The organism is Cohnella sp. CFH 77786 (genome assembly GCF_019400745.1).
In the GTDB taxonomy this organism is placed as follows: domain Bacteria; phylum Bacillota; class Bacilli; order Paenibacillales; family Paenibacillaceae; genus Cohnella.
This window is the reverse complement of record NZ_WJIB01000003.1, coordinates 210,161-233,098: the sequence shown is the minus strand read 5'-3', so window position 1 is coordinate 233,098 and position 22,938 is coordinate 210,161. Positions and strand designations below refer to the sequence as shown.

Below are 22,938 nucleotides of genomic sequence, written 5' to 3'. Positions count from 1 at the left end.
TGGTCGAGTTTACCATTGTATCAGAGGGAGATTGTGAGAATGGCCATTCGGTCGACGGCCTCGCTCCGCGCCTCTGAAGTAGCGTCGAATCTAGGAACTGGTACCGCTTTTGCCCGGAGACAGCTTCAGCAGTTGGTGAAGGACGGATGGCTAGAACCTGCTTCTTCGGGTGACGAAAGAATCCATCATTACCGTCTTTCCATGAGTAAGTCCAGGTTTTAACCTACCGAGATAATTAACGTCTTCTGGAGTCACTACAACGCTCGCACCCCGGGGTCAGCCAAAATAACGTCTCCTGGAGTCACTACAGCGCTCGGACCCGGCGTTTTAGCCAAAATAACGTCTCCTGAAGTCACTACAGCGCTCGGACCCGGCGTTTCAGCCAAAATAACGTCTCCTGAAGTCACTACAGTGCTCGCACCCCGGGGTTCAGCCAAAATAACGTCTCCTGGAGTCACTACAGCGCTCGGACCCAGGGTTTCAGCCTAAATAACGTCGCCTCGCGCTCGCCAAAAAAATTAGCGGCTGAACCAGCCGCTATTAGGCTTATTTATTTAATTTACGCCCCGCCGCCGTAGTCGAGCGCTTGCTTCTCCTCGTATCGCTCGAGCGCGAGCCGGATAAGCTCATCGAGCAGCTCCCGGTACGAGAGTCCGGTTTCCTTCCACATGAGCGGATACATGCTGAACGGCGTGAAGCCGGGCATCGTGTTCACTTCGTTGACGAACAGCGCGCCATCGCTGCGGCGGAGGAAAAAGTCGGCGCGGCACAAGCCTGAGCCGTCGATCGCACGGAATGCGCGAACCGCCATCGACCGGACGGCTTCCGCCGTTTCCGTTGGGATGTTCGCCGGAATCTCCATGACCGATTTGCCGTCGATATACTTCGCCTTGTAATCGTAGAACTCGTTGGAGCTGCGGATCTCTCCCGGCACCGAGGCGCGGGGCTCGTCGTTGCCGAGCACGCTCACTTCGATCTCGCGGGCGTCCACGAACTCTTCCACGATGACCTTGCGGTCGTAACGCAGCGCCGCTTCCACCGCGGCGATCAGCTCTGCCCGGTTCCGCGCCTTCGACACCCCGACGCTCGAACCGAGGTTGGCCGGCTTCACGAAACACGGATAGCCGAGCTCTTCGACCTCCGCCAAACGCGCCTCGCGGTCCTCCTTCCACCCGAACCGGGTGAAAAACCGATATTGCACCTGCGGCAGGCCGGCTTGCGCGAACATCGTTTTCATCGCGACCTTGTCCATCCCGACGGCCGACGCGAGGACTCCCGCCCCGACGTACGGCAGCCCGGCCATTTCGAACAACCCCTGGATCGTACCGTCTTCCCCGAACGTTCCGTGCAGCAGCGGGAACATCACGTCGACGGGTTTGCCGTCATCGGCCGGTCCGCCTTCCGCCAGTACGCTCTCCGACATCCCGCGCAAAACCGGCTGAAGCGCATATCCGGCCGAGCCCGCTTGCGTACCTGAAGCCGCATTCGAATCCGAATCCGGCCCTCCGCTTGCCGCGTTCCCGAATTGCAATTCCGCCACCGCCGCCGGAGGCGCGCTCAGCAGCGGCCCCGACCGCCATTGTCCCGAATGGGTAATATAAAACGGAATGAGTTCGTATTTGTCGTAATCGAAAGCTTTCAAAACCGCAAGCGCGGTTTGCAGCGACACCTCGTGTTCGCCCGATCTCCCGCCGTAAACGAGGCCGACGCGGATTTTGTCTCCCATGACTTACCTCCGTATGCTGTCCTTAGATAAAACGGGCGACGCAATCTTCCCTTGCGCGTTCAGAATTCGTCGGCGATATGGAAAAAGCGGTACCGGGTTCTTGCCGTCCATGCGTACGAATCGCGGTAATCCCAGTAGCGATGGCGGCTGCTGACCGTATTGGCGTTCACCAGCGGCGAACCGTCAGGCGCGAAAGCGGTCACGATCGTGTTATGTCCGAACCGGCCCGTGCCGTCCCAGTCGTAGCAAATCACGTCCCCCAAATTCAGACCGTCGGGAGAACCCAAAGCTTCCGCGCGGAACCCGAATCCGCGGGAACGCGACAAATACCGCTGCAGGCTGTCGGCGACCGCCCAGCTGTAGCTCCACATTTCGCGGCCGCCCGCGCGCCCTTTGTACCACCAGCCCGATTCCCTTCTCCCAGTATAGTTCATCGGCGCATGGCCTGCAAAGAGACACTGGGAGACATAATTGGTGCAGTTGACCTCGAAATTTTCGTACGAGGGATTCGGCTCGCTCCACCATCTTTCGGCATAGGCGACGGCTTCTTCCCGCCGGTACCCAATGCCGCGCCGGAAAGGATCGTCCCCGTAGCTCCCGTACGCTCCGGCACCCGCGAACACCTTCGATGTCAAGCTTCCACGGGGTCGAGTGTTGATATAAGGAACGGATGGCATGGCGTCCCTGCGCTCGAACAAGCCTTCCGGATCGTCGTCCGGCTGGGGAACGTTGGCGGAATAACGTCCCTCGACGGCGAGAGGCTGGACCGTGTCCAGCTTCCATGATTTCCCCGACGAGACGAAGCGGATCCGCTCCCGCTCCACGCGCTCTTCCTGCCAAGTGACCCCCTGCTGCTCGCATGAGCGAACCACATGCAGCGCGACGTCTGCCAGCACTTCCTTGCCGCCTCCGGAATGGCGTTCGATCTTCGCCCTCACTTCGCTTCGCGCCGTCTTGATGCCCAGCGAAGCATCCCTGCGTGCCGTCTCCGCCAAACGCGCCGCCAAGCGGTTCCGATGGAGGGCGTCCGGCACGTCGCGCAGCAGGGAATCGTCTCCCCGCAACCCCGCCTCGTTCACCGTGTTCACATAACCGAACAAAGTTTCCTTCCAGTCCGCCTGCGCGATTTTCGTTTCCGGCACCGGACTTCCCCCTTCCCGCTCGCCGCATCACTCGAATGGCGTCGTTTCATTTTATTCGCGAAGCCGTTGAAGGATGACCGAAAGCAATATACGGCACATAGACGCAGGATGAAACCTCTTGTTCCGGATTTCGCTGGATGAAACCCCGAAAGCAGGCGGATTCTAAGCGGGAATGGGCAAAAAAGCTTTACGGCGCAAGACCGACAGAGTATACTAGATATCGGAAATGTTTTTTTGAAATCACGTTTCACGGAGTGAAACAACTCAATCGTTTCGCAAGGAGGCTGACCCACTTGTCCAAACTGCCTTATCAAGTCCAAGCCGATCTGCAGTCGTCCGGCCAATCGTTCCGGTACTACCGCCTGCAGGCTCTGGAAGAGCAAGGATTGGGCCCCGTTTCCAAACTGCCTTTCTCGATCAAAGTGCTGCTCGAAGCCGCCATCCGCCAATTCGACGGCCGCGGCATCACGCTCGACCACGTCAAGCAATTGGCCTCTTGGGCCAACGGACGCGAGGACAAGGAAGTTCCGCTCATCCCCGCGCGCATCGTGCTGCAGGATTTCACCGGCGTTCCGGTTGTCGTCGACTTGGCTGCCATGCGCGAAACGGTCAAAAAAGCCGGCGGCGATCCGAAACGGATCAACCCGCTCGTGCCGGTCGATCTCGTCATCGACCACTCCGTCATGGTCGACGCCTTCGGCACGCCGGAAGCGCTCCAGACGAACACCGACATCGAATTCGAGCGCAACGCGGAGCGCTACCGCTTCCTGCGCTGGGCGCAAACCGCGTTCGACAACTTCCGCGCGGTTCCTCCCGGAACGGGTATCGTTCACCAGGTGAACCTGGAATATCTGGCATCCGTTGCCGCCACGAAGAACAAAGACGGCGTCACCGAAGTGTATCCGGACTCTCTCGTCGGAACCGACTCCCACACGACGATGATTAACGGGATCGGCGTCGTCGGATGGGGCGTCGGCGGCATCGAAGCCGAGGCGTGCATGCTCGGCCAGCCGCTCTATTTCGTCATGCCGGAAGTCATCGGCTTCAAGCTGACCGGCAAGCTCGCGGAAGGCGCCACGGCGACCGACCTTGCGCTCACCGTCACGCAAATGCTTCGCAAAAAAGGCGTCGTCGGCAAATTCGTCGAGTTTTTCGGCCCCGGCCTGACGAACATCAGCCTCGCGGACCGCGCGACGGTGGCCAACATGGCGCCGGAATACGGCGCGACGATCGGCTTCTTCCCGGTCGACGAAGAAGCGCTCAACTACATGCGCCTCACCGGCCGCGATGAGAAGCAAATCCAGTTGGTCGCCGATTATTACAAGGCGCAAGATATGTTCCGTACGGACGCGACGCCGGATCCGGTGTTCAGCGACGTCCTGGAACTCGACCTGTCGACGATCGTTCCGAGCCTCGCCGGCCCGAAGCGCCCGCAAGACCGGGTTGAGCTGACCGCCATGAAGCAGTCGTTTAACGAAATCATCCGCACGCCGATCGACAAAGGCGGCTACGGCCTGACCGACGACAAGATCGCGCAATCGGTAGACGTGAAGCACCCGAACGGTTCCACGAGCACGATGGGCACGGGCGCCGTCGTCATCGCGGCGATCACGAGCTGCACGAACACGTCCAACCCGAGCGTCATGCTCGGCGCCGGCCTCGTCGCCAAGAAGGCGGTCGAGCGCGGCCTGAAGAAACCGGGCTACGTCAAGAGCTCCCTGACGCCGGGCTCGCTCGTCGTCACCGACTACTTGACCAAAGCCGGCCTGCTTCCGTACCTGGAGAAGCTCGGATTCTACGTCGCCGGTTACGGCTGCGCGACCTGTATCGGCAACTCCGGCCCGCTGCCGGACGAAGTAAGCCAGGCGATTGCCGACAACGATATGACGGTCGCCGCCGTCCTGTCCGGCAACCGGAACTTCGAAGGCCGCGTCCACGCGCAAGTGAAAGCGAACTATCTGGCTTCCCCGCCGCTCGTCGTCGCTTACGCCCTCGCGGGCACGGTCAACATCGACCTGGCGAACGATCCGATCGGCCATGACGACAAAGGCCAGCCGGTATACCTCAAGGATATCTGGCCGACGAACGAAGAGATTCAAGAGGCGGTTCGCCAGTCGCTGAACCCGGATATGTTCCGCGCCAAGTACGCGAACGTCTTCACGCAGAACAAGCAATGGAACGAAATCCCGGTTCCGCAAGGCGAGCTGTACGAGTGGGACGAGAAATCGACCTACATTGCCAACCCGCCGTTCTTCACCGATCTCGGCCCGACGCCGGGCGATATCGGCGACATTGGCGGCGCGAAAGTGCTGGCGCTCATGGGCGATTCCGTCACGACGGACCACATCTCGCCGGCCGGCAACATCAAAGCCGACAGCCCTGCGGGCAAATACTTGATCGAGCACGGCGTCGACAAGAAAGACTTCAACTCCTACGGCTCCCGCCGCGGTCACCATGAGGTCATGATGCGCGGTACGTTCGCCAACATCCGGATCCGGAACCAGGTCGCTCCGGGCACCGAAGGCGGCGTTACGACGTACTTGCCTACGGGCGAAGTCATGTCCATCTACGACGCTTCGATGAAATACCAAGCGGGCGATACGAACCTCGTCGTCATCGCCGGCAAAGAGTACGGCACCGGAAGCTCCCGCGACTGGGCGGCCAAAGGCACGTTCCTGCTCGGCATCAAGGCGGTCATCGCCGAAAGCTTCGAGCGGATCCACCGCGCCAACCTCGTCGGCATGGGCGTTCTGCCGCTCTGCTTCCAAGCGGGCACGAGCTGGAAATCGCTCGGCATCACCGGCCGCGAAACGTTCGACATCAAAGGTCTGTCGAACGATGTGCAGCCGGGCCAAACCGTTACCGTAACCGCGACCCGCGAAGACGGCTCGACGTTCGACTTCCCGGCCGTCGTCCGCCTCGACTCGCTCGTCGACGTCGACTACTACCGCAACAGCGGCATCCTGCAAACGGTGCTGCGCCAGATGCTCGCGGGCCAGAAGTAACGGACTGCGGCCCCCTGTGAAATCCAGATCAGCATAGATCTATGCAACAACGGGCTCGCAGCTAAACCGCTGCCGAGCCCGTTCTGTTTTTTCATGAACCGTCTCAATGAGCCTCGGCCGATGGCCGAGGCTTTAACGTGGAATTATAGCATGTTGCACAACTCCGCCCTTCACCCCTTGCTCGCTCCGCCGAAGCTGAATCCCTGCGACATGAACCGCTGTCCCAGCACGTACAAGGCAACCGCCGGAAACGTGTAGAGAATGGAGAATGCCGCCAGCTTCCCGTACTGCACCATGCCGTTCTGGCCGAAATACTGGTAGATCGTAACCGCCGCCGGCATTTTATCCGGGCTTTGCAGCAGAATGAACGGAACGAGAAAATTGCCCCACGCGCCCGCGAACGCGAAGATGCCTACGGTGAAGACGCCCGGAAGCATGAGCGGAAGGACGACCAGACGCAGCGATGTCCAGACGGACGCGCCGTCGACCCAGGCCGCTTCCTCCAGCTCCGTGGGAACGGAATCCATGAAATTTTTCATCATCCAGATCGAATAGGGGAGCGCGGATGCGGCCAGGAACACAATGGTAAACAACAAGGAATCCTGAAGATGGAAGTACAGGAAAAACTGATACACCGGAACCATGACCGCGGTGATGGGCAATCCGGTCGAGAACAAAATGACGTACATGAAGGAACGCTTATAACGCAGCTGGTATCGGGACAACGGATAGGAAGCGAGGCCGGCGACGGCCACGACCAGCAAGGCTTGGCCGAAGGCCAGCACGAGACCGTTCAGAAACGACCGCCGGGTATCGGAATCGGACAGCGTCTGAATGAAATGGTCTGCCGTCGGCCGGTCGGGCACTCGGAGCGACAGCGTAGCCCCCGGATCGACCGAAGCGAACACCATCCAGAGCAGCGGAATCAGAAACAGCAGGCCGATCAACGTGAGCACGACATTGGGCAGCATCCTGGAGAGCGCGAAATAATTCCAGCGTCCCGGCTTCCACGTTTGAGCGTTCATCATTCGTCGCCTCGTTTCCCTCTCAGATCTTGACCTTCAAAACCTTCATATAGATAAGGCTGGCGGCCGCGCCGATGACGAGCAGCGTCAAGGAAATGGCGGTACCGTATCCCAGCTGATAATTGACGAACGCTTGGTGGTACATGTAGACGGGGAGCGTCTCCGTCGCATTGCCGGGACCTCCTCCCGTCAAAGCGTAGATCATCGTAAAAGAGCCCAGCGTTTGTAGCGTAACCAGCACCATGTTGGTCACGACCGACCCGCCGATCATCGGGAGAACGACCCTGACGAGACGCTGCCAAGCGGATGCTCCGTCGATCATCGCGGCTTCTTCCACCTCTTTGGGGACATCGCCCAGCGCAGCTTGAAACACCATCATGGAAAATGCCGTGCCGTGCCAGATGTTGGCGATGACTACGGAAACCATGGGAAAGCTGTACAGCCAAGCGACCGGCTTCAGCCCCGCCGCTTCGAGCGCCATGTTGACCGTGCCGGAGTCGTTCAGAAAAGCGAACCACACGAAAGCGCAAACCACTTCCGGCGCCACCCATCCCGCCAGCACGATGGAGCCGATGATACTGCGGAACGCGCGGCTGCGGCCGTTCATCAGGAAAGCAAGCAGGAACCCGACGGCCTGCTGCCCGATCACCGCTGAAAAAACGAGGTAAACCATCGTATTGTAGACAGCCGTCCGGAAGCCCGGGTCGCGGAACATGTCCGCAAAATTATGAAACCCGACGAATTCCGAAGCCATGGCGGCTTCTCCCGTCAGCGCCATATTGGTGAATGCGAAATAAAACGTAAGCGCGGTCGGAACGAAAAAAAACAGAAGCAGGAGCAGCCAGCTCGGCGACAGGAACAGGACCGCCCGCCATTGCTCTCCGCCGCCGAATCCTCTGCCGCGGCCTCGGGGAACGGGTTGGTTAAGCGCCTCCATCGGTCTCCTCCTCACGGACGGGACAAGCCGATCGCCGCCCTTGCGGAGGCGGCAACCGGCTCCGATTCGCCCTTACTTGGTCGTGACTTTGTCTTTGCCGACCGTTCTTTCTACATTGCGCGCATAGGCCTTCATGGCTTCTTCCGGACTCAGGGCGCCGGCCGCCGTCTTCTCGACGGCATCCTGAATTTGCGTCGATACGCCGGGATATTCGCTGTTGGCCGGTCGAACATGCGTATAGGTGATGAATTCCGCCGCCACCTTGAACAGCGTTCCGGGCTGATCCGCGTATTCGGGATCCCCCGCCACGTCCACCCGAGGGGTCAGAGCGCCGTCCGCGAGCACGAATTTCTTGTTGTTCTCCTTATTCACGGCCAGCTTGACGAATTCCCAGCCAAGCTCCTTCTCTTTGGATTTCGCGCCGACGGCCAGCGTCCAGCCCCCCGACATCGACGTGAAGCCCGGCGGCTGTCCGTTCTGCGTAGGCATCTTGACGAAATCGTAAACGTTCAGCGCATCCGGCCACGGCTTGCTGCCGGTCGGCGCCCAGGTGCCGGTCATCCAGTTGCCGTTGAGCACGATCGCCACTTTCTGATTCGGCATCAGGTCCGTCTCCAGCACTTGCCCCGCTTGCGCGGTCAACACTTGGGACAGCTTCGGTCCCAAGCCTCCGGAATAAATGTCATGGATGAACTGCAGCGAGCTGAGGATGCCCGGGCTTTGCACGACCCACTTGCCGTTCTCGTACAACGTGTCCTGCGTGCCGTAAAGCAGCATTTCGAACGTCTGCATCGTGGTCGCTTCCTGGCCGGCTTTGCCCGAGTTCATCCAGAACGGAATGATGTCCGGAAGCTTCTCCTTGATCGTCTTGGCCGCATCGATGATTTCCTGCCAATTCTTCGGCTGCCACGGCACGGGAAGACCCGCTTGCTTGAACAGCACTTTGTTGTAGTACAGTCCCCGTACGTCGGTCGAGATCGGAACGCCGTACGTTTTGCCGTCCGCCGCGGTCACGGCGGCCTTGATCCCGTCGTTGAACTGCTTCCAGTCGTCCCAGGACGCGGTATCGAGCGGCTCGAGATAGCCGGCGGCGCTGTCCGCGTTGATCATGAAAGAGTCTTCCGTCAGCACCTCCGGAGCGGTGCTTGGATCCATCATGAGCAGCGGCGCTTTCGTCGCGAATTGAGCGCCTTCGATCGGCTGCAGCTCCACCGTCACGCCCGGATGGGCGGCTTCGAATTCCTGTTTGACGGCTGCGAGCCATTTGCCCCAATTGTCCGTCTCGTTCCATTTTCCGTAAGCGACCCTGATCGTTTTGGCTTGCTGATCTTGCCCGCCGGCGGAGGGGCTGGCCGATGGGCTGGCGGACGGGCTCGAGGAGTAAGCGGCAGCCGGGCTTGCGGAAGAGCCGGCGTTGGAAGATTTGCCTCCGCATGCCGTTACGAATACGACCGTCAAGCTCAGAAGAATCATGGCCAGATTGGTTTTTTTGATCACGTTCATCGCTCCCCTTTGACATCGCTTCATCGTTGCTCCGTACTCCGTAATGAGTCTGAAAAAGCTCCTCTGCCCTCCTTTTTTCGAAGCTTTCATTGGGTATATCACCACGGATCCGGCAGCCCGAACCCGTTCCCCAACCCAGTTCAGGCTTGCGTCTTCTCATCCGGCGCGAGCGTAAGGACGGAGTAACCGCAATATTGCAGGATCAGCTCGCTGAACAAGGAGTTCGCCCAGGAAAACCATTCGCGCGTGTATTGCCGGGGATCGTCGGCCGAAAATCCCTCGTGCAGCAATTCCGTACCGGCGTCCGTCCGTTCGAGGGTGTCCAGCAGCCGTTCCGTTTCCTCGAGGTCCCGGGACGTGAGCGCTTGCATGACCAGAGACAGATGCCAAATGTAGCGATCCGGCGTATGAGGGCTTCCGATCCCCTCAGCCGCCTTTCCCCGGTAAAAGTAAGGGTTGTGCTCGCTTAACGCGAATCGGCGGGTATTGAGATAAACCGCATCATCCGCGGATACGCAGCCCAGGTAAGGGAGGGACAACAAGCTCGGAATGTTGGCGTCGTCCATGAGATGATAGCGGCCCATGCCGTCCGTTTCGTAAGCGTAAATCGAACCGAACACGGGATGATCGAATTGTGCGTGAGACCGGAGACCGGATTCGATTTCGCCCCGCAGCTTTTCCGCTTCCTCGGCCATGGGACCGTCTTTCAATACTTCAAAGGCGATTTCGCGCAAATACGCAAGCGCGACGACGGCAAACATGTTGGACGGAATCAAGTATCCGTAAACGCAAGCGTCGTCGCTCGGGCGAAACCCCGACCAGGTCATCCCCGTCTCGGCCACGGGAGAACCCAAGCCTCCGCGCGGAAGCGTGTCCGATGGCGGACAGTTCATGCGCTCGAAGCGGTAGGCCGATTCGCTTTCGTGCCGCTGCTCGGTTCGCCATACGCGCAGAATGGACCACGCCGCCTCGGAAAATGAATCGTCAAAATGCGAGGTCCTGCCGGTCGTTTTCCAGAACAGATACGCCAGTTGGATCGGATAGCACAGCGAATCGACTTCATATTTGCGCTCCCAAATCCAATCGCTCATCTCCGTCAGATCGTCCTGATGGCCCTTGCCGCTCGGACCTTCGTTAAAAGCGTTTGCATAGGGATCAAGGCCGATCATGCGGAATTGCCGCTTCACGACCCCTTCGATCAAGTCGGCCAACTCCCTATCGTGCCGCGCAGGCACCAGATAAGGACGGACTTGAGCTGCCGAATCCCTCAGCCACATGGCCGGAATATCCCCGGTAATGATGAACACGGTTCCGTCCTGCATCGGTTTTACCGTTGTTCTCAGCGTGTTGCTGAAACAGTTGGCAAACATGCGGGCCAGCTTGGGACGGCGCTCAAGCTTGAGCCCGACTTCCCGAATCAATTGCGTCACGGATGCCGGCAACTCTGCGGGCAAGGAATTCACGCCATGCCTCCTCCCTTCTTATTGATTCAGCAAGTATAAAATCCGCCTTACTTTACTGAATCTCCGCCGATAAAACGTCTATCCGTCCTTAAAGGACGGCGTAGACGCTTTGCTTAAGCGCTTTCATTCTGCTGTACCTAGATAATAAGATTCATGTTATATCATTGTCAATATGTTTGTAATATTTATATATCATATAATAACAAATTATGCGTTGATGAGAACAAAAAAGACGCCTGCCGAAACAGACGTCATCGGATCGCAGAGGAATCCGATTCTTCGGACCCGCATCGCGCGAATCCGGCTTGTGGAGCGGAACGGGTTACGGTAAACTTCCGAAACCGGCCGACGGGGCGTTTGTTGCCCGGGCCGGGCCCGTGGATTTGCCTTGGACCAGCTCCGCCTTCAGCGATATTTTGCTCGGCACCGGCGCTCCTCGTATCAAATCAAGCACGCTGTCCACCGCCAGTCTTCCCAGCCGGCGCTCATCCTGGAGCAGATGGGTGAACGGATACAGAGCCGAGCTATGCCGCGGGCTGTCGAAGCACAGGATCGAAATCTGCTGAGGAATTTGCCGGCCCAGTTGATCCGCCGCCTCCTTGGCGCTTAACGCCAAGTCGTATTCCAAGGCGAACAGAGCCGTAATATGGGGATTGTCCGAGAGCAGCCTCCGGATCCTCTCCACATTGTCCGGCCCCTTCGGCGTTTCTTCGTCCGCTCCCCCAAGCAGGTCCGTAACCCAATGGGCGCGGTCCAATAGTACCCCGCGCTCGGCGTGAGCCTGAACGAAACCCTCGATCCGCTCTTCAACCGCCGCGTTGTCGGTCACTTTGGTCGCGAGCAAACCGATATGCCGATGGCCGAGATCCAGAAGATGCTCCGTTCCGATCCGGGCGGCCTCCGTATGGTCCGTGCCGATCGCGGTTGTCGCCGTTCCTTTCAAATAACGGTCTACGAGCACGTGGGGGAACTGATCGATCACCAGCTTCAGGATTTCCGGACTGAAATGCTTGCCGCGCGTCGGGTAAATGATGAAGCCGTCCACTCCGAAAGCGCGCAGCATTTGAATCGCCTGCTCCTCTACGTCGGATTGGGAAAACGAAAGCCGCAGCATCAGGTACACGCCCCGTTCCTGCGCCGTCCGTTCCATTTCCGCCAGCATTTCCTTCCCGTAGCTGTCGGCGAAATCCTCCATAATCAAACCGATGACCGTGGAGTCGGCGCGGCCGAATCGCCCGGACTTCTCGTCTGTCGCCGCGACGGACTCGGCTGCCCCGTTCTTCCGCTCGAGCACGAAGGAACCCCTTCCGGGCTGCCGAAGAATCAACCCTTCACCGGCCAGCATGTCCAACGCCTTCTTGGAAGTGATCCGGCTCACTTCGAACTCGTCCATCAATTCCTTCTCGGACGGAATGCGATCGCCCGGCTTGTACTCGCCGTTCTGTATCCTTTCACGCAATGCCAGATACATTTGCTCGTATCTCGGTTTCAAAAACGGATGGCGCGACATCGTATCCCACCCCTGTTTCAAGATTGACGCTGCCGAAGGACAGGATCGAAACGTTATGGTAAATATAATATACTATGTCATGTCATTTGTGAAGCAAGGATATCCTTTCATCTGAAGGTACTGTCGGTCCATCATTAGGATACGGGTTCCAAATACGGTATAATGGGAGCATTCCCATTCATTCAACTTCATGACCGAACGGAGGTGCCCGGTTTGCCTGCGCGCCGCTCTATCCTGCGCCGCTACCGAGCGGCGATCATCATCAGTACCTTTCTGCTTGTGCTCGGCGCCGCGCAATACGTGTCTTGGCCTTACGTCATCTACGGTCCCGGATCGGCCGAACCCGTGCATCCCCGCGTGGAGACGGGGCGCAAGCTCGACGAGAAAGGAGCCTTCCTCTTCACCACGGTGTCCACGTATTCCAAACCGAGCGCGTTCTCGCTCGCTTACGCTTGGCTGAATCCGAGGATGGATATCCATACCGAAGAAGAAGCGACGGGCGGCACGACCAACCTGGCCGCTTACCGCAACCTGCTCGCCTGGATGCGGGACAGCTCGGAGGCGACCGCCTTGCTCGCGGCTTACGGAGCGATGAATCGCCATATCGAAGTAGATGAGAAGGGCGTTATTGTGGTCCGCTTTCTCAAGGATTCCAAGGCCGCCCAAAACGGTCTCCAGGAAGGGGATATCATCACCTCGGTGGACGGCGAGCCGACGCCGAAAGCCGAGGATCTTGTCGCCGCGCTTACTTCCCGCCGGCCCGGCGACAAAGTCCGGCTGGCCGGCACGCGGGGAGGCAAACCGTTCGAGGCGACGGTCCCCCTGATCAAAATGCCCGGAACGGAACGGACCGGGATCGGCTTCCAGCAAGACAGCGTAATCCAGGTCACCCCTCCGGACCCGGTCAAATTCGACTTCAACGACGTAGGCGGCCCTTCAGCCGGGCTGATGATGACGCTCGAAATCGTGGCGCAGCTCACCGGCGAAGACTTGACCCGGGGCTACCGCATCGCGGGCACCGGCACGATCGATGCGAAGGGCCGCGTCGGCCAAATCGGCGGCATCCAGTATAAGTTGATGGCGGCGGACAAGGAGAAGGCCGACTATTTCCTCGTTCCCTACGACAAGGAAGCCGGCCTTTCCAACTGGAAAGCCGCGGAGCAAACCGTGAAGGACTTGGATCTCAGCCTGAAGCTCGTGCCGGTCTCCACCTTGTCCGAGGCGCTGGATTTCGTCCGCAAGCTGAAGCCCAAATCAACGGAGGTTGAATGAATGAAGCGCGCCTTACGGGTATCCGCATGGCTGGCGTTATGTCTGATCGTTGCGGCAGGGGTGGAAGCCGGTGTCCGTCCTTCATCCGCGAGAGCGGCCGAGGTTTCGCAGCCTGTCTGGCCGGTCCTGCTGCACGAGGAGAACGATTCCGAGGGGGTGCTGCCCGCCCTGCGGCAACAGGTGAAGAAAGAGCTCTCCCTCACGGAAGACGAAGCAGGCTACCTGGACGGAGATCCTTTCTACGAACTGAACCTGGGCGGCATGCCGGCCGGCTACACCCGGCAGTTCCTGGCCGTGACGTATCACGGCGAGCACTTCTACCTGCTTCTCCTGGCTTCCGACCGCAACGCGGCCGACATTCGGACGTTGGATAAGGTGACTGGCGACGATCGGGGCGACTTGGTGATCAATTCGGCCAAAATCGACGTCGGCGTAGACGGCAGCACGATTTCCGTATGGAGCCAGGCGCCTTTCCGCGCCTTCCAATCCGAGGCGAAGCTCCAGTGGGACGGCAGCAAGCTGAAGGTCCTTTCCCACGAGTATTCGGATCCGACGCTTGATTTCTTCGCCGAGAAAGCCGAGTTGTTGAAAAAAGGGGATTTGGCGGGTCTCCTTAAGCTGGAGGATCAACCTGAAGGTACCTATGTCATGTATCCGGCCTTTTACGAGGATTACTTCGCCCTGGCGGCTCCCACGCTTCGGCTTGCTTATAAGAACGCGCTGGAGGCCTACAAGAAGGGCGATGCCAAAACCGCCGCAACCTATCTTCATTACGGGCTGCAGCAATATACCGAGCCCTACGGCTTGTGGGATTGGGAGACCGGCAAGCTGACCGCGGACGATCTGAAGAGCGACGCGAACGATTTCCACCCCGAAGGCCGGCTGAAGGCATCCGAGTTTATTCCCATGCTGAACGATTACGCCTTCTTCCTCTCGGAAACCAAACGCTACAAAGAAGCGAAACCGATCCTGCTGAACGTGATCAAGCTCTCCCCGAGCCGGGCGGTCGCGTACCTGAACGCGGCGGACACCGAATGGGCGCTCGGCGAGAAGAAGGCCGCCCAAGCGCATTACAAGCAGTATCTGAAGCTGCTCGGCAAAAACGCTTCCAAAGCCCCGAAACGGGTGCAGCAGCGCATCAACGCGAAATGAACAGGCGGTTCCTCGCCGGGGATCTATTCGTTGAATTGAAAGAAGGACGTTCTCCTGCGTTAGATCGCCGGAAACGTCCTTTCTTCCTTTAATGGCAAGCTTATCTCTACCTTCTCAACCCCATGCCGGCACGTTAAGCTCGTCTGGCAAGCTTATCTCTACGTCTCAACCCCATACCAGCACGTTAAGCTCGTCTGGCAAGCTTATCTCTACGTCTCAACCCCATACCAGCACGTTAAGCTCGTCTGGCAAGCTTATCTCCACGTCTCACCCCCATGCCGGCACGTTAAGCTCGTCTGGCAAGCTTATCTCTGCCTTCTCAACCCCATGCCGGCACGTTAAGCTCGTCTGGCAAGCTTATCTCTGCCTTCTCAACCCTATGCCGGCACGTTAAGCTCGTCTGGCAAGCTTATCTCCCGTAGGATTAAGACTGGCTGGCTTGGATCGCCTGCTGCAGGTCATGCAGAATGTCGTCGATCGCCTCGGTACCCACGGAGAGTCGGATGAGTCCCGGCGTCACGCCAGCGGCGGCTCGTTCGGATTCGGACAGTTGCTGGTGCGTCGTGCTGGCCGGATGGATAATGAGAGACTTGGAATCCCCGACGTTGGCCAGGTGGGAGAACAGCTTCACGGAGTCGATCAGCTTTCGGCCCGCCGCAACGCCTCCCTTGATTTCGAAAGTCAGGATCGCGCCTTGGCCTTTGGGCAAGTATTTCTTCGCCAATCCGTAGGACGGATGGCTCTCAAGCCCGGCGTAGCTGACCCACTCGACGGCCGGGTTCCCTTCGAGGAACTTCGCGACCTTGAGCGCGTTCTCGCTGTGGCGCTCCATCCGCAGATGAAGCGTCTCGAGGCCCTGCAGCAGCAAGAACGAGTTAAACGGCGACAGCGCGGCGCCCAGGTCGCGGAGGAGCTGCACCCGCATTTTGACGATATAGGCCAGCGGTCCGAGCGCCGCCGTGTACACGACGCCGTGGTAGCTCGGATCCGGCTCGGTCAGGCCCGGGAATTTGCCGCTGGCTGCCCAATCGAACTTGCCGCCGTCGACCACGACGCCGCCGATTGATGTACCGTGGCCGCCGATGAATTTGGTGGCGGAATGAATGACGATATCGGCGCCGTGCTCGATCGGACGAAGCAAATACGGGCTCGGGAACGTGTTGTCCACGATCAGGGGGATGCCATTCTCGTGTGCGACGGCCGCGACCGCGACGATGTCGAGCACGTCGCCTTTCGGATTTCCGATCGATTCCGCGAAAATCGCTTTCGTCTTCTCGTTAATCGCGCTGCGGAAGTTCTCGGGGTTGCCGGGGTCGACGAAACGGACGGTTATCCCGAGTTTGGGCAGCGTGGTGGAGAAGAGGTTGTAGGTGCCGCCATACAAGCTGGAGGAGGAGACGATCTCGTCTCCGCTGCCCGCGATGTTCAGAATCGAATAGCTGATGGCCGCCTGTCCGGACGCTACGGCAAGCGCGCCGACGCCGCCTTCGAGCGCCGCGAGGCGCTGCTCGAATACGTCGGAGGTCGGATTCATGATGCGCGTGTAAATGTTGCCGAACTCTTTCAGCGCGAACAGGTTGGCGGCATGCTCCGTATCCCGGAAGCCGTAAGAGGTCGTCTGGTAGATCGGCACTGCTCGGGACAAAGTAGCCGGATCCAGTTGCTGTCCGGCATGAACGGCCAACGTTTCGGGCTGCAGCTTTCTTTCTTCCGACACGGGGATCATCCTCCAATGCGATAAGGACACGCATTTATTCCGACAAAATAAGTCGGTTTAAATGGAAGTTTATACCTATGTCAGGGTCGTGTCAACGATAAAATGGAAATACCAAGGAAAAAGCCGCCAGTCGATGGATGAACTGGTACCCTCTATGTAGACACGGCACTAAAAAGCCGAAATATGTCGCATGGGGGGAATTTTTTTATGGCCAAGAAGGGCAGTAAATATCAAAAGCGTACACCCGAGTTTAAGGTTGAGATCGTGAAACGCCATCTGCTTGAGGGTGTTTCGGTTGAAATCCTCGCGAAAGAAAATCAATTAGAGCCACGGTTGATTCGGACATGGCGTTCTTTGTATGTAAAGGATGGAGAAGACGGGCTTAAGCCTAAGCCAAAGGGACGCCCTAAAGGATCGCCGGCGATTGGCCGACCAAAGAAGGAGTATGTTTCTGAAATGGAAAGACTGCAGCATGAGAACGCCAGGTTAAAGTTAGAGGTAGCTCGTCTAAAAAAGCTCCAAGAGTTATAAGGGGAGTTCCGGCTTTCAGAGAAGGCCATGAAGGCCATTGTATTCGAGTGCATAAACCAGCTGAAGAATGAATTTAATACACAGCTGCTATGCCAGTTGGCTGGCGTGTCACGATCTGGTTACTATAAATGGCTAGCTCGAAGAGGTAAGCTCAATCAGTGGCAGCGTGCCGAAACGGATCTTATGCTGCTAGTTAACGCTGTACACGGAATCCGGCCGAGCTTTGGTTACAGGCGAATCGCGGATCGTCTTCGTAAACAAGGTACTTGGGAGGGCAGCGACCGCCGGGTTCTTACGTGTATGCAGAAGCTGGACATACAATCCAAGGTGCGTCGCAAAAAGAACTTTGGAGTAGGAAGCGAGCATAATGTGGTAAAGAATCTGCTTAACCGCGATTTCAAGACAAAGAAGCCCATGGAGAAAATCGTCTCCGATGTTACATATATGTTTAGCCGAGGGACGGTACAGTACATGTCCGTATTTTTGGATCTGCACAATAACGAAATTTTGGACCTTGAAGTAAGCCACCATAACGATCTGGAATTAGTCATGCGCCCACTCCAGAGAATCCTCGAAAAACGAAGCAAGGAGATTACTTCTTCAACTATCATCCATTCGGATCAAGGCAACCAATACACCTCCGTAGCTTATGGCCTTTTGCTGAAATCACATGGCATCCGGCAGAGCATGTCACGCAAAGGTACACCACTCGATAACGCACCTGTAGAAAGCTTCTTTGGTTGGTTTAAAGATGAGGTTTACGCGGACTACAAGCCAACATCACCGGAAGAACTCAGGAAAGCAGTAATTCTACACGCACTTTTCCATAACCATGAACGGCCACAAAGAAGACTGAAAAACAAAGCACCCATTCCTTATCGGAATGAGTGCTCATAACGGCTTTATTTATTGTGTCTACAAACCCTTGACCAGTTCATCGATGGACGGACGGCTTTCTTCTAAAACCGCCGGCGTGAGCCGGCTTTCTTACTTGCTCTTCAGCAGCTGGTAAATGATTTGCGCCCCTTCGGCGCGGGTCATGTACTGCTTCGGCGCAAACGTTCCATTGCTGCGTCCCTTCACGAACCCGATCCCCGTCGCCGACTCGATGTATGGCTTCGCCCATTCCTCGGCCGATTGGAGATCGGCGTAAGACGCTGTCGCGGTGGATGGAACCGATTTGCCATACTTGTATTCATACGCCTTGACGATCATCGTGGCCATTTCTTCGCGGGTGATGCGGTCATTCGGCGCGAACGTATGCTCGTCCCGTCCGTGAATAATCCCCGCTTCGCTTGCCGCCGCAATGGCCTCGGCATGGACGTTCCGGCTGTCGACGTCGGTAAACGTTGCCGCTTTGCCCGCTTTCAGACCGAGCGCGCGGGCGATCAGGGCGGCGAATTCGGCTCTCGTCATCTGTTTTTGCGGAGCGAACTTTCTATCGCTTTCCCCGCTGATGATATGCTTGGCCGAAAGTTCTTTGATCGCCTTGGAAGCCCAGAATTGATCGGATACATCGTCAAACGTCTTATCGTATTCCAGTACCGCGTATTTACTGAAATGGCTCACTTGCGCCACGATTTCCCCGTCTACAAGCTCTCCTCCGACATATTCCAACGTTCCGTCATCCGCGATGTAATAGATCCCCAGTAGTGCCGGATTAGCGTTTCCGTTCACCTTAAGCCTCAACGTCAGCGGCTGGTCAAATTGGCTTAGGGACGTCGTCTTGCCGTCGGCGGTGATCACGGAGAGCTTGAATTCGTATACCTCTCCCGCCGCTTTCAACTTCGCATTCGATTTGCCTTTGGCCTTATCCAGTAGGTTGGTTTTGTCCGCTTCGCTCACGGGATCCATGGACAAAGAAAACTGCGCACCGGCCAATTGGTCTGCAGAAACCAACCCTTGAAGCTTCTTCAGTATTCCCGGAGGGATGGCCACTGTCAGTTTGTCGCCCTTGATCTCAAGATTGCGATCGCCTACGATTTCGGCAGCTTTGGCCGGCAGCAGCACTTGTTTGCTTCCGTCCGCGATATCGACCGCCACTTTGTCCTTCGCTCCGTTCTTGAGGCTTTCCTCATTCACGATGACCTTACCCGGTTCGGAAGGAGTGACCGGACTCGGACTCGGACTTGGACTTGGCGAAGGGGATGCCGGAGTCCCCGAACCGTTGTCAGAACCTCCTCCCGAATCCCCGCCACCCGAAGGCGAATCGACAACCGGATTACCGATTATCAAGTTGCGGAAATAGATGCTATTCTGATCTTCAAAGTCGTAAGAGCGCGGCGGCCAGCCGCTGCCCCAAAAACCTACTCTCACACTCGCCGTGTAAATCCCGTCCGGTGGAAGCATGATTTCGTTGCCGGAGCTCTTCGAAGATAATTTCACGAGATACTGGTGATCTTTAATGAGCTTCGTCTTGAGATTAAAGGCAAGCTCCCCGCTGTTACTACTGCTTGCCAAGCCATAGAGATATACGGCGGAGGTTACCGTTTCCGAGCTTAACGTTTCGTCGATAATCTCAAAATCCCCTGTCGTAATGGCACCCGGATCCTCATTGATGGTCGCGTTCGCCGAGTCATTGTAAGGAAGATTAATGATAAATCCTTCCCCGTTGAGATCGGACGAATTCGGCTTGAAACGGACAATTTCCGAACCGGCAGGCAAATAGGTGGCCGCCGTAACGGTTGAAATTCGGTATTCTCCCTGCATGCGATAAGAACCAAGATTCGCTGACGCGCTGGACTTATACATGTATGTACCGGAATATCCAGGATACGGAATCCCCATCAAGTTATACGTTTTCCCTTCTAATAAAACCGAAAGACTGTCGGGAGCCTCTTGCAAATCCGTAAAATTATAATCCACGTTATAATATGGCGTATTATTGTCATCATACCAATACCAGTGGTACGCTTCTTTGTAAGTAACGTCCGTAACCGTACCGCCTTTGCTGGCGCGTACCGAGACCGAGCCGGGGTCTTTGGTATATACGTACCCGCTTAGTCGGTTGTCGTCTTGTCCATACACATACTTGGATGCAGGAGTGTAGATGAAGTACATTAAACTCGTCGCGTAAGCGGCGATCGGAGCCAACATGGTAACCACGAGGGATACTAACAAGAGAACGCTGGTTTTCCTGAGCAACCTTGGAGTCATTCCTTTTCACTCTCCACCATTTTGTCGTGAAAATAACTGTTTGATGCGGGTTCCCGCTCCATACCCCCTTGTCCAATAAAAGCAAGAAACCGCATCCCACTAAAGGATGCGGCTTCTCTATTCGCATCGCTTCGGCGGTCTGGCGATCCGCGGGGGACCCATGACTTTGCGTGCACGCCTTGCGACGTGGTTGCCTTTATCGGAGATGATATAGTAGGACCTTCATGCTATGACTATAGTAACTTCGAATGGGAAAAGTTTCAATCTATTTTTGTCGAATTTACTGGCAACTGCTTTAAGAGGTCCGTATAGAGCGTCTGCTCGGGCACTTTATTATGCGCCATCTTTAGCTTTTCCCGTGCCATTTGGTAATAAGATCCGTCACCCGTCGCGTTGCCTTGCAACACGTATCCTTTGGCAGAGCCATAAAGCGCGTTGGACGACCAAGGCAACATATATTCCGCAGCCTGATACATCTTCTGAGCTTTCGCATATCGTCCTGTATTTGCCTGGAAATCGGCAGCTTGCTTATATCCGTAACCGACCGCAAGCCATCCCCAGAAACCGATAACGGCTACCGTTGCCGGGAGCGCAAATACGAAAGCACCCTTCGTCACACGCAAGCGAAATCTTTTTACGTCCATCTGAACTGCCAGGCATGCTAAAATCGCGAATAAAAACGGAAACGTCAAATCGAAGTCAAAACCCGCGTGCAGAATGATGACCATTACGAGAAACAAGGAACCTTTTCCCCATAATCGAGCCTCGTTCTTCGCTTGTCTCAGCCGTTTGACGCCCAGCCAGCAAATCACCCCAATCCAAGCCACAAACGAGAGCAGACCGAATATACCGATGTCCAAAGCAATTTGAACGTAATGATTATGTACGTAACGTACGAAATAATCCTGGGAACGGTACAGCGGAACCAGAACGTTCCATCCTCCCCCGCCAGTTCCGCCGAGCCAGTAATCGCGGATCATATCCAAGCTGTCCTTCCAGTAGACAAGCCGGATCTGGAATTCGGACGTTTTGCTCTGTATCGAAGATACCCGCTGCCAGAAGAAGAACGCGTCCCCCTTGAGGAGCAGGGCAAGAATCAAACTGCACACATGGACAATCCCGACGGGAAGCCACGCTGCCCGCTTCCGTAATTCCGGAAACCAGATCACCGCCGCGATCATCATCGCCAGCCACAATACCCATACCGATCTGGAGAACGTGAGCAGCAAGCCGACGGCATTCACGGCCATCAGCCCCATCAACGCCGCACGTCGTTCCTGCAGGTAGGACACCAGGCAAATCCCGATATTGACCAGCAAAAAAATCGCCAGCGCATTCGCGTATTCAATCGTGGATTCCAGCCGGCCGTTTCGCTCCATATCCAAGAGAATCCCGGCCACCGTCAAGGCAGCGCCGATCCAGGGCCATGACCGGTACAGCCGTTGCAACCGATCGTCCGGCAGCATACCGATCAACAAGACGAGCGGAATCAACCCGGAGACGCGCGAGGCCTCAAGCACTGCTTGCTCGACATCCACTGAATAAAACACGCTAACCCAGTATCCGCCTATAATCAAGAAAACGAAGAGATGGATTCGGGAAAACACCAACTCCCGTTTCCGACCGATCAGCACCAGAAGCCCGGCAAAGAGAACCAGATTCGAGGTTAAATACGCCATATCCGCGAAATACCCTTGCCAGAGCGCACCGATCCAGAAGTAGAATGAAAGAAAAATGTACATGAAACCGTTGGACATAGTACCCCTCCGTTTGTTGTATTGTATCGGATGAGGAAATCCGCTGTCCAAATATTTTGGTGCAAAATGCGAAAAGCGCCCCACTGGGCGCTTCCTTCCATCCTCAACGTTCCCCGCTACCCGAGCCGCTGCCCCATCCGCCTCGCCGCTTCCATGATGGCGGCAGCATGGTCGTGCATGACGTCCGGGGTCAGCCGGTTGGACGGCCCCGAGACCGCCAGGGCGGCGACCAGCTTGCCCGAGCGGCCTATGATCGGAGCGGACACCGCCGCGGCGCCCGGCTCGCGTTCCTCGAAGCTCGTCGCGTAGCCGCGCTCGCGGATTTCATCGAGCTGCCGGATGAACTTGTCCTTCTCGACGGAAGCCGGCCAGGACGGATCCGCCATGGCCGCGTTTCTCACGGAAGGGTCGTCGAACGCGAGAAGCACCTTGCTCGACGCCCCGACGGACAGCGGCAGCCTGACGCCCACGGTGGCGACCCGCCGGATCGCCTGGCTACTCTGCACGGCTTGAATGCGGACCCTCTCGTTGCGGTCCCGCACGTAAAGGCTGACCGTTTCGCCGATCTCGTCCCGTAGCCGTTCCATATCCGGCAGCAGCACGACGGACGGGTCGTCCTCCCTCGAGAGGTTGGCCGACAGCTCCAGGATGCGAAGCCCGAGCCGGTACTTCTCCGTCGCTTCGTCCCGAATCACGAAACCCCGGTCCTCCAAAGTCGCCAGCAATCGGTGAACGGTGCTCTTATGCAGGCCGATCTGAGCGGCGATTTCCGACAGCCCCCATTCGGATTTCCCCGTAAAACATGACAGGACGTCCAGCGCTCGTTCGACCGCGCGGACGGTTCTTTTTTCTTCTTCCATCCCTATTCCCTCGTTTCATTCTATGAAACTGTGTAATGCCTAGTATAACGCAGCGAACCCCCTGAGTAAACGCCTTCCAGCTTGCGTTACATTTTGATTACACCGGGTTTACAAATCGCGTAGGTCCATTGACGCATAAGGCCCCGCGATCTACGATGGTAACAACCAATACGATAAAACGC

The 22,938-nt window shown here is 57.1% G+C and carries 16 protein-coding genes and 1 riboswitch; of the genes, 5 read left to right on the top strand and 11 right to left on the bottom strand.

The features are described from left to right. Positions 1–559: 559 nt before the first annotated feature. Both GE107_RS06205 and GE107_RS06200 read right to left on the bottom strand, forming a co-directional pair. A complete protein-coding gene (locus GE107_RS06205; RefSeq protein WP_219638803.1) occupies positions 560–1,726 on the bottom strand; it encodes a D-alanine--D-alanine ligase in 1,167 nt (388 codons plus the stop codon). 59 nt (positions 1,727–1,785) lie between these two features. After that, the gene (locus GE107_RS06200; RefSeq protein WP_370636281.1) at positions 1,786–2,868 is read right to left on the bottom strand and encodes an amidase domain-containing protein; all 1,083 of its coding nucleotides are present in this window, start codon (positions 2,866–2,868) and stop codon (positions 1,786–1,788) included. A gap of 293 nt (positions 2,869–3,161) precedes the next feature. Between GE107_RS06200 and acnA the strand changes: the two genes are divergently transcribed. Beyond that, a complete protein-coding gene (gene acnA / locus GE107_RS06195; RefSeq protein WP_219638802.1) occupies positions 3,162–5,873 on the top strand; it encodes an aconitate hydratase AcnA in 2,712 nt (903 codons plus the stop codon). Between the two features lie 170 nt (positions 5,874–6,043). Here acnA and GE107_RS06190 read toward each other — a convergent pair whose 3' ends face one another. From GE107_RS06190 to GE107_RS06170, 5 genes are all read right to left on the bottom strand, one after another. After that, entirely contained in the window at positions 6,044–6,901 is an 858-nt protein-coding gene (locus tag GE107_RS06190; protein WP_255570259.1) for a carbohydrate ABC transporter permease, read from the bottom strand. Positions 6,902–6,920: 19 nt separating this feature from the next. Next, positions 6,921–7,835, bottom strand: a complete 915-nt coding sequence (locus GE107_RS06185) for a carbohydrate ABC transporter permease (RefSeq protein WP_219638801.1) — start codon at positions 7,833–7,835, stop codon at positions 6,921–6,923. Positions 7,836–7,907: 72 nt separating this feature from the next. Beyond that, positions 7,908–9,332: an extracellular solute-binding protein gene (locus tag GE107_RS06180; protein WP_219638800.1), complete on the bottom strand. Its 1,425-nt coding sequence runs from the start codon at positions 9,330–9,332 to the stop codon at positions 7,908–7,910. Positions 9,333–9,478: 146 nt separating this feature from the next. After that, positions 9,479–10,801 (bottom strand): glycoside hydrolase family 125 protein, encoded by a 1,323-nt coding sequence (locus GE107_RS06175; RefSeq protein WP_370636279.1) that lies wholly within the window; start codon positions 10,799–10,801, stop codon positions 9,479–9,481. Positions 10,802–11,123: 322 nt separating this feature from the next. Then, positions 11,124–12,311: a GntR family transcriptional regulator gene (locus GE107_RS06170; RefSeq protein ID WP_219638799.1), complete on the bottom strand. Its 1,188-nt coding sequence runs from the start codon at positions 12,309–12,311 to the stop codon at positions 11,124–11,126. Between the two features lie 213 nt (positions 12,312–12,524). On the opposite strand from GE107_RS06170, the gene GE107_RS06165 reads away from it, so the two are divergent. Together GE107_RS06165 and GE107_RS06160 are read left to right on the top strand one after the other, a co-directional pair. Further along, positions 12,525–13,583: a YlbL family protein gene (locus GE107_RS06165; protein WP_219638798.1), complete on the top strand. Its 1,059-nt coding sequence runs from the start codon at positions 12,525–12,527 to the stop codon at positions 13,581–13,583. Further along, the gene (locus tag GE107_RS06160; protein WP_219638797.1) at positions 13,584–14,735 is read left to right on the top strand and encodes a tetratricopeptide repeat protein; all 1,152 of its coding nucleotides are present in this window, start codon (positions 13,584–13,586) and stop codon (positions 14,733–14,735) included. A gap of 424 nt (positions 14,736–15,159) precedes the next feature. Here the strand turns inward: GE107_RS06160 and GE107_RS06155 are convergent, their stop codons facing one another. Next, positions 15,160–16,452: a homocysteine synthase gene (locus GE107_RS06155; RefSeq protein WP_219638796.1), complete on the bottom strand. Its 1,293-nt coding sequence runs from the start codon at positions 16,450–16,452 to the stop codon at positions 15,160–15,162. A 207-nt stretch (positions 16,453–16,659) separates the two neighbouring features. On the opposite strand from GE107_RS06155, the gene GE107_RS06150 reads away from it, so the two are divergent. Together GE107_RS06150 and GE107_RS06145 are read left to right on the top strand one after the other, a co-directional pair. Beyond that, positions 16,660–16,983, top strand: coding sequence for a transposase (locus tag GE107_RS06150; RefSeq protein WP_219638795.1), 324 nt, complete (start codon positions 16,660–16,662; stop codon positions 16,981–16,983). A 27-nt stretch (positions 16,984–17,010) separates the two neighbouring features. Beyond that, the gene (locus GE107_RS06145) at positions 17,011–17,880 is read left to right on the top strand and encodes an IS3 family transposase (RefSeq protein WP_219638794.1); all 870 of its coding nucleotides are present in this window, start codon (positions 17,011–17,013) and stop codon (positions 17,878–17,880) included. A 90-nt stretch (positions 17,881–17,970) separates the two neighbouring features. Here GE107_RS06145 and GE107_RS06140 read toward each other — a convergent pair whose 3' ends face one another. From GE107_RS06140 to GE107_RS06130, 3 genes are all read right to left on the bottom strand, one after another. Further along, a complete protein-coding gene (locus GE107_RS06140) occupies positions 17,971–20,139 on the bottom strand; it encodes an S-layer homology domain-containing protein (RefSeq protein ID WP_219638793.1) in 2,169 nt (722 codons plus the stop codon). A 130-nt stretch (positions 20,140–20,269) separates the two neighbouring features. Further along, positions 20,270–20,344: riboswitch (cyclic di-GMP riboswitch) on the bottom strand. A gap of 55 nt (positions 20,345–20,399) precedes the next feature. Further along, entirely contained in the window at positions 20,400–21,896 is a 1,497-nt protein-coding gene (locus GE107_RS06135) for an O-antigen ligase family protein (protein ID WP_219638792.1), read from the bottom strand. 116 nt (positions 21,897–22,012) lie between these two features. Further along, a complete protein-coding gene (locus GE107_RS06130; RefSeq protein ID WP_219638791.1) occupies positions 22,013–22,756 on the bottom strand; it encodes an IclR family transcriptional regulator in 744 nt (247 codons plus the stop codon). Positions 22,757–22,938: the final 182 nt, after the last annotated feature.

Bases quoted from the DNA above. Each gene is read 5' to 3' on its own strand.
- GE107_RS06145 (WP_219638794.1), top strand. From the start codon at position 17,011: ATGAAGGCCATTGTATTCGAGTGCATAAACCAGCTGAAGAATGAATTT.
- GE107_RS06170 (WP_219638799.1), bottom strand. From the start codon at position 12,311: ATGTCGCGCCATCCGTTTTTGAAACCGAGATACGAGCAAATGTATCTG.
- GE107_RS06190 (WP_255570259.1), bottom strand. From the start codon at position 6,901: ATGATGAACGCTCAAACGTGGAAGCCGGGACGCTGGAATTATTTCGCG.
- GE107_RS06135 (WP_219638792.1), bottom strand. From the start codon at position 21,896: ATGTCCAACGGTTTCATGTACATTTTTCTTTCATTCTACTTCTGGATC.
- GE107_RS06205 (WP_219638803.1), bottom strand. From the start codon at position 1,726: ATGGGAGACAAAATCCGCGTCGGCCTCGTTTACGGCGGGAGATCGGGC.
- GE107_RS06140 (WP_219638793.1), bottom strand. From the start codon at position 20,139: ATGACTCCAAGGTTGCTCAGGAAAACCAGCGTTCTCTTGTTAGTATCC.
- GE107_RS06130 (WP_219638791.1), bottom strand. From the start codon at position 22,756: ATGGAAGAAGAAAAAAGAACCGTCCGCGCGGTCGAACGAGCGCTGGAC.
- GE107_RS06150 (WP_219638795.1), top strand. From the start codon at position 16,660: ATGGCCAAGAAGGGCAGTAAATATCAAAAGCGTACACCCGAGTTTAAG.
- GE107_RS06185 (WP_219638801.1), bottom strand. From the start codon at position 7,835: ATGGAGGCGCTTAACCAACCCGTTCCCCGAGGCCGCGGCAGAGGATTC.
- GE107_RS06160 (WP_219638797.1), top strand. From the start codon at position 13,584: ATGAAGCGCGCCTTACGGGTATCCGCATGGCTGGCGTTATGTCTGATC.